6 protein-coding genes are annotated in these 6,096 nt (G+C 73.7%); 1 reads left to right on the top strand and 5 read right to left on the bottom strand.

Features of this window, described 5'->3' with window-relative positions:
* Together H5J30_RS14410 and H5J30_RS14415 are read right to left on the bottom strand one after the other, a co-directional pair.
* Positions 1-931: nucleoside triphosphate pyrophosphohydrolase (locus H5J30_RS14410; RefSeq protein ID WP_181787834.1), on the bottom strand; the 931-nt coding region annotated here is incomplete at its 3' end.
* Between the two features lie 78 nt (positions 932-1,009).
* Positions 1,010-1,663: a SurA N-terminal domain-containing protein gene (locus H5J30_RS14415; RefSeq protein WP_181787835.1), complete on the bottom strand. Its 654-nt coding sequence runs from the start codon at positions 1,661-1,663 to the stop codon at positions 1,010-1,012.
* A gap of 173 nt (positions 1,664-1,836) precedes the next feature.
* On the opposite strand from H5J30_RS14415, the gene H5J30_RS14420 reads away from it, so the two are divergent.
* Entirely contained in the window at positions 1,837-2,949 is a 1,113-nt protein-coding gene (locus H5J30_RS14420; protein WP_181787839.1) for an acyltransferase, read from the top strand.
* A 51-nt stretch (positions 2,950-3,000) separates the two neighbouring features.
* Here H5J30_RS14420 and H5J30_RS14425 read toward each other — a convergent pair whose 3' ends face one another.
* The 3 genes from H5J30_RS14425 to H5J30_RS14435 all read right to left on the bottom strand — a co-directional run.
* Complete coding sequence (locus H5J30_RS14425) at positions 3,001-4,317, bottom strand: polysialyltransferase family glycosyltransferase (protein ID WP_181787836.1); 1,317 nt, start codon at positions 4,315-4,317, stop codon at positions 3,001-3,003.
* 3 nt (positions 4,318-4,320) lie between these two features.
* A complete protein-coding gene (locus H5J30_RS14430) occupies positions 4,321-5,346 on the bottom strand; it encodes a glycosyltransferase family 2 protein (RefSeq protein WP_181787837.1) in 1,026 nt (341 codons plus the stop codon).
* Positions 5,347-5,504: 158 nt separating this feature from the next.
* Positions 5,505-6,096, bottom strand: a 592-nt coding sequence (locus tag H5J30_RS14435; protein ID WP_181787838.1) for an HNH endonuclease family protein, incomplete at its 5' end; no start/stop codon positions are given.

Consider the following 6,096-nt stretch of genomic DNA (forward strand, 5'->3'; position numbering starts at 1 on the left):
TGCGGATCGCCTCCCGGTACGTACGCGCCGCGTCCCGCAGCGCCGTCTCCGGCTCGACGCCCTGCGCCTCTGCCCGCAGCGCCAGCGCGAGCAGTTCGGCGCCGAACCCGTCCACGGGCGCCTCCGGCACGTCCAGTCCGGCGGTGCGGACGCGGCCCGCGAGTTTCGCCACCAGGGACAGCGACGGCTGGGCCAGCGGGACGCCCTCCGTGACCGACGTGCGGCGCTTTTCTATGGCCTTCTCGCGCAGCCAGTGCGCCTTGACGTCCGCCGGGGTCTCGGCGACCGCGTCGCCGAAGACGTGCGGATGGCGCCGGACCAGCTTCTCCACGAGCGTGCCCGCCACGTCGTCGATGGAGAAGGGCTCCTCGGGGTCCTCCTCCGCGATCCTGGCGTGGAAGACGACCTGGAGCAGCACGTCCCCCAGCTCCTCGCGGACGGCCTGCCCGTCCCCCGCCTCGATCTCCTCGACCAGCTCGTAGACCTCTTCCAGGCTGTGCTTCGCCAGCCCCGCGCTGGTCTGCCCGCTGCTCCAGGGGCACTCGCGCCGGATCCGGTCCATCACCTCGACCACGTCGACCAGGCGGGCCCCCGGCACGTCGTACGAACCGGGGAGCAGCTCCAGCGACGGCATCTCCACCCGCCCCGAGCCCGCCAGCCGCGCCAGGCCGTCCGTCAGCCGGGGCTCGCCGTCGGCGGCGGCGACCACGACGACGGTGGCGCCCGAGGCGCAGGCGTCGACCACCTCGCGGGCGTCGGGCTCGGCGGTCTCCACGGCGACGCCCGCCTCGCGCAGATACCGCACCTGCGGATGCGCGGCGTCGGCGCACAGCACGCGGTCGGCGCCGCGCAGCGCCTCCCAGGCGGGCCAGGACAGCAGCCCCGGGGGGACGCGGTGGGTGGTGGTCAGCAGAACGATGCGGCCGGTCACGTCCCCGACCGTAACCGACGCCGCCGACAGCCCGGCACCGGCCGTCCCGCGGCGGCCGCTACCGGCCGCGCGGCCCGCTCACTGCTGCGGGACGACGCCGCCCTCCGCGGTGGCGCTGACCTGCTTGATCCACGGGGTGTCGGCCTGCGCCAGCCGCACCTGCTCGTCGTCCCACTTGCCGAACCGCGGGCTGACGTCGATGCCCAGGTCCTCCGACGCCTCGACCAGCAGCCCGCCGAGCTGCGCCTGGCCCTCCTGCGTCTGCGGGTTGATCCCCAGCTTCTCCACCAGCCCCTGCACCATGAGCTGCTGCTTGTAGTGCGTGTCCAGGCCCTCCGGCGGGATGCTGTACTGCTGGAGGTACATCGCCTCCAGCTGCTTCTCGCCGCCGACCGACTCCGCCTCGGCCCGGCGGGTGCGCTGCACCTCGCCGCGCGGGACGGTCACGCCCTGGTTCTCCGCGGCCTGCTCGATGACCCGGCCCTGGAGCATCGTGTTCAGCGTGTCCACGCTGAGGTCGCCGCTCTGGTCGATCATCTCTTCGGCCTGGGCGCTGGCGTTCTGCGCGTCCCGCACGTCGGCGACCCGGTTCTGCAGCTGCGAGACCGTGATGCGCTCGTCGTCGCCGAGCACGGCCGCGGCTCCCGCGCGCGGTTCGCCGCCGCACGAGCTGAGCAGCGGCACGGCCGCGACGATCGCGGCGGCGGTTACGGCGAGCGCTGTCCTGCGCATGGCTGCCTCCCGGGCGGCTTTCCAGCGGCGGCTTGCCACTTCGTGATCCGGATCACGATCTTATGCAACGGGCGGCCGGCGCCACCACTGCCAAGGCGTGACTTGTCTGTTCGGCCGTCATTCACGTTCCGTACACCGCGGCACAAGAAGGTTCGGCAGTGACCGTATCCGACGTGCCGGCGCAGCCGGCAGCCGCCTCCACTTCCCCGCCGAAGCGCACCGCCGCCGGGGACTCCGCCGCCCCGGTCCCCGCCGCGCGGTCCAGGCGGCCCGGCCACCGCTACGACGTGGACCTCATCCGGCTGCTGTGCGCCTGCGGCGTCATCCTGGGGCACACCGGCTCGGAGTTCATCGACGCCGTGGGCCGCCAGGAGGCGAACGGCGCCGCCGCGTACTGGGCGGGCATGACGGCGGACGCCGTCAGCCGGTTCGCCGTCCCCATGTACTTCGCGATCGCCGGCTGGGCGGTCCTCGTCGGCGCCCCGCCGCGCGACGGGTGGCGGCTCGCGCAGCGCATGGTGCGCATCGTCGTCCCCATGGGCGTGTGGACGGTCGTCTATCTGCTGTGGGGCAAGTGGCAGTCGACAAATGAGGACCCCCTGCGGGACCTGGCCGTGGACGCGGCGTTCGGGACCGTACGCCCCGCCTACCACCTCTGGTACCTGTACACCTACGTCCCCGTCGTCCTCCTCCTCGGCTTCGTCGTCCTGCTGCGCGCCGGACGGCGCCCCTGGTGGCTCGGCGCGGTGCTCCTCGGCTTCGCGCTCGGCCCCGGCCTGCTGGCCGACGCGGGCCGGGCGGCTGACTCGGGGACGCCGTCGTTCGGCTGGGGGTTCGGCGTCTACTCGCTCGTGTACGCGGCCGGGGGCGCCCTGCTGTTCTCGCTGCGCCCGCGGAGCGGACGCGGCATACGCGCGCTGTGGCTGGCCGCGGCGACGGCGGCGATGCTGGGCGTGCTCGCCTACCAGACGCAGGTGAAGTACGTGATCCCCAACGCCCACGTGCTCGTCGCGCTGTTCACCGGCGCGGTGCTGCTGACGCTGACCCGGGTGCGGGTGCCGGAGCCGTGGCGCCCGCACCTCAAGCGCGTCGCGGGGGCGGCGTTCGGGGCGTACCTGGTGCACCTGATGGTGATCAGGACCCTGGCGGAGCCCCTGGTGTCGGCGGATCCGGGCGGCGAGGAGGCGGTGCTGCTCACCGCGGGGATCTGGGCGGCGAGCGTGGTGCTGTCCTTCGGCGCGGCGATGCTGTGGCAGCGGCTGGGTCTGCGGCGGCTGCTGGGGTAGGCCCCGGGCCCTGGAGGGCCCGTACGGACCCCAGGGCCCGTACCGGCCGCCCTACGGCTTCGTCAGCACCCTGCGCACCTTCCCCAGCGCCCTGCGGGCGTTGGGGACCCGGCCGGCGTTGCCGCCCGGCAGCCGTAGCGCCGTCAGCCGCTTGCGCTTGAAGTACGGGCGCGTGGCCGCGTCCAGGTGCACCGCCAGCCACTCCTGCGCGCTCGGGCGCAGCCGCGCGTGGTTGTCGGCCTGCATGCAGTACCCCACCGCCGTGAGCAGCCCGGCGAGTTGGGCGGCGTCGCGCGCCGGGCGTTCGGGGCCGCCCAGCTCCGGGACGAGGGAGTCCACGATGGTGACGGGGATGCGGTTGCTGTTCTGGTACGGGGCCAGCCGCTCCAGCAGCGTGCCCGTGCCGACCCGGGCGACGGGGATGCCGTACAGCGTGGCCGCGGTGAGCATCGCCGTGGAGAAGCAGCCGACGACGAGCCCGGGGCGCAGCGTGCCGTACAGCGCCTCGGCGAGCATCGGCTCCTCCTGCACCGTCAGCGTGACGCCGGCGTCCGCGGCGGCCTTCTGCAGCACCGTGGAGTAGCGGGCGGGGGCGGTGGGGTGGGGTTTGAAGAGGACCGCGCGGTGGCCGGCCGCGGCGGCGCCGCGCAGCATCCGCTCGTGCAGCGCCTCTTCCTCGGCCTGGCCGAGGATGTTGAGCGCGGCGAGGTACTGGCCGAGGAGTACGGCGGTGGGCGCGCCCTCGCCGCCGCCGACCGCCGGAGTCGCGGCGGTCACCTCGTCGAGCACGGCACGGAACGCCTCGTTCGGCACCACCTCCGCCGGCACCCCGTGCTCGGTGAGCAGCAGCGGCGCGAGGCCGGGCACGAGGTCCAGGTGCAGCAGCCGCTGCACCCGGCAGGCCATGTGCTGCGGCAGCCGCTCGCGGGTCGGGCCGTAGCTCATCAGCCCGTCCGCGTACACGTGCACGTCGGCGTCGGCGAAGATCGCGACGAGCGCCTTGGCGGGCGGCGCGGTCACCGACTCGACCACCAGGTCCAGCGGCCCGTCGCCCAGGCCCCAGGCGCGCCGCAGCAGCCGCTGGAGCAGCGGTACGTCGCCGCCCTTGGGGTGCCAGGCGGCGGGGTGGTGCGGGCGGATCTCGTGGTTGTAGTCCAGCACCTCGTCGAAGCGGGCGGAGACCGGCGTCCAGCCGTGCATCTCGGAGAGCTGCGTCGCGGTCTCGGGTACGGCCGCGTTGTTGGCGACGAGCAGGATGCGCCGGGCCGCCGAACGCGGCCCGAACTGCCCGGCGTCCAGTGCGGCGGCGAGCGTCGCCGCCCCGTACAGCGTGGAGACCTCGAAGATCTGGGTGCGGTGCTCGTGCACGGCTCAGGCGACCCTTTCCGGCTTTCCCGTACTGTCCTGCTTCCCCTGCCGCGCCGTGTTCGCGGGCTTCCCCCGTCCCGAGGCGCGCAGTTGCCGCAGCATGCGGCCGCGCTGCTCGTCCATGCCGCGCAGCGTCTCCTCCAGCACGTCCTGCGGCATGCGGCGCAGCGCGTCGGCGGAGGCCCGCTCCAGGCGTCTGGCGAGGCCGGGTTCGAGGCGGTCGGAGTTGCCGCGGTGGAAGGCGATGAGGGCGCAGTAGGTGCGTACCGCCTTGGGCAGGAAGCGGTCGGCGTCCGGGTCGGCGCGGACGGCGTCGAGCATCGCGTCGTGCGCGGGGATGAAGTCGAGCTGGCGGTCGTCGCTGATCTGCGTGAGGGAGGTCTTGACGCCGCGCCGGTAGAAGACGCCTATCAGGCCGGTGACGGCGAAGGTCTCGGCGGTCAGGTGCAGCTTCCACGTCCACAGCCGGTCCTCGGCGGTGCGCAGTTCGGCGGCGAAGCGCCGGGCGCCGTCCTGGAACAGGCGGCGGTGGTATATGCCGGCCCAGACGAAGGGGTAGTCGACCATCGTTTCGAGATTGGCCTGACCGATGCCGTCGCGGGCCGCGAGTATCGTGTCGCGGCGCCGGGCGGGGGCGCGGCGCACGACGCGTTCGCGGCCGTTGGACTGCACGTGGTCGGTGCGGACGAAGTCGGTGCCGTACCGGTCCATGGCGGCGGTGAGGTCGTCCAGATAGCCGGGCGCGTACCAGTCGTCGCCGTCGAGGAACGTCAGATAGTCGCCTCTGGCCGCGTCGATGCCGCTGTTGCGGGCGCGGGCGATGCCCTGGTTGGTCTCGTGCCGGATCACACGCGCGCCGGGCAGCGTCCGCGCGGCGCGGTCGACGATCTGCGGGGTGGCGTCCGTCGAGCAGTCGTCGACGAGGAGGAACTCCCGGTCGGCGCGGGCGTTGCGGGCCAGGCTGCGCAGGGTGTCCTGGGCGAATTCCTGCACATTGTGAAAGGGCACGATGACTGACAGTTTGGGCACTGAGCAAGGCTAGAAGGGCAATCGTTTGAACGGTTGCCGCGCAGAAGGCGAGCGGGTGAATTCTCGGTGCCGGGCGTGGAAACGCGCGCCCGCGCCCTCCGCGGCCCCGGCCGGCCGGCGAGCGGCTCCCACGGCGGGCAGCGGGCCGGTGGGCGTCGTCACGTCGCGCACTGGCTCCGCAGCGCGTCCTTGTCCGCCGTCGTCACCGGCAGCTCGTACTTGAGGGCGACCTGCGCGAACCGCACGCCGTACGCGCAGCGGATCTCCTCGTCCGGCGGCAGCCACTCCCCCGGCCCCGAGTCGCCCTTCGAGGAGTTCGTCGGGCCGTCGACCGCGAGCAGGTTCAGCGGGTCGTTCGCCAGTTGGCGGCGCTTGTCCTCCGCCCACGTCTCGGCGCCCATCTGCCAGGCGTACGACAACGGCACCACGTGGTCTATCTGCACCGCCATCGAGGACGACGGGCCGCGCTCGAACTCTATGTCCCGCCCGGCGTACGGATCGGCCAGCTCCATCGCCTCGACCACGCAGTCGTCGCCGCTCTCCAGCCGTACGTCCCGGCCGTCCCGGCGCAGCAGGTCGTTGCGGGTGTCGCAGCCGTTCCCGGCCAGCGGGATGCCGGTCGCGCTGTCCAGCCAGGCGGAGCCGAACTCGTCGCGGTCGTAACCGGAACCGGAACCGGGGCCCTCGGTGGCGAGGCCGCCGATGAGGCGCCGGGCGGCCTCGCGGTCGGCGGCGCTGGTGAGGGGGGCG

The organism is Streptomyces phytophilus (genome assembly GCF_013870535.1).
Taxonomy (GTDB): domain Bacteria; phylum Actinomycetota; class Actinomycetes; order Streptomycetales; family Streptomycetaceae; genus Streptomyces; species Streptomyces phytophilus.

Bases quoted from the DNA above. Each gene is read 5' to 3' on its own strand.
- H5J30_RS14415 (WP_181787835.1), bottom strand. From the start codon at position 1,663: ATGCGCAGGACAGCGCTCGCCGTAACCGCCGCCGCGATCGTCGCGGCC.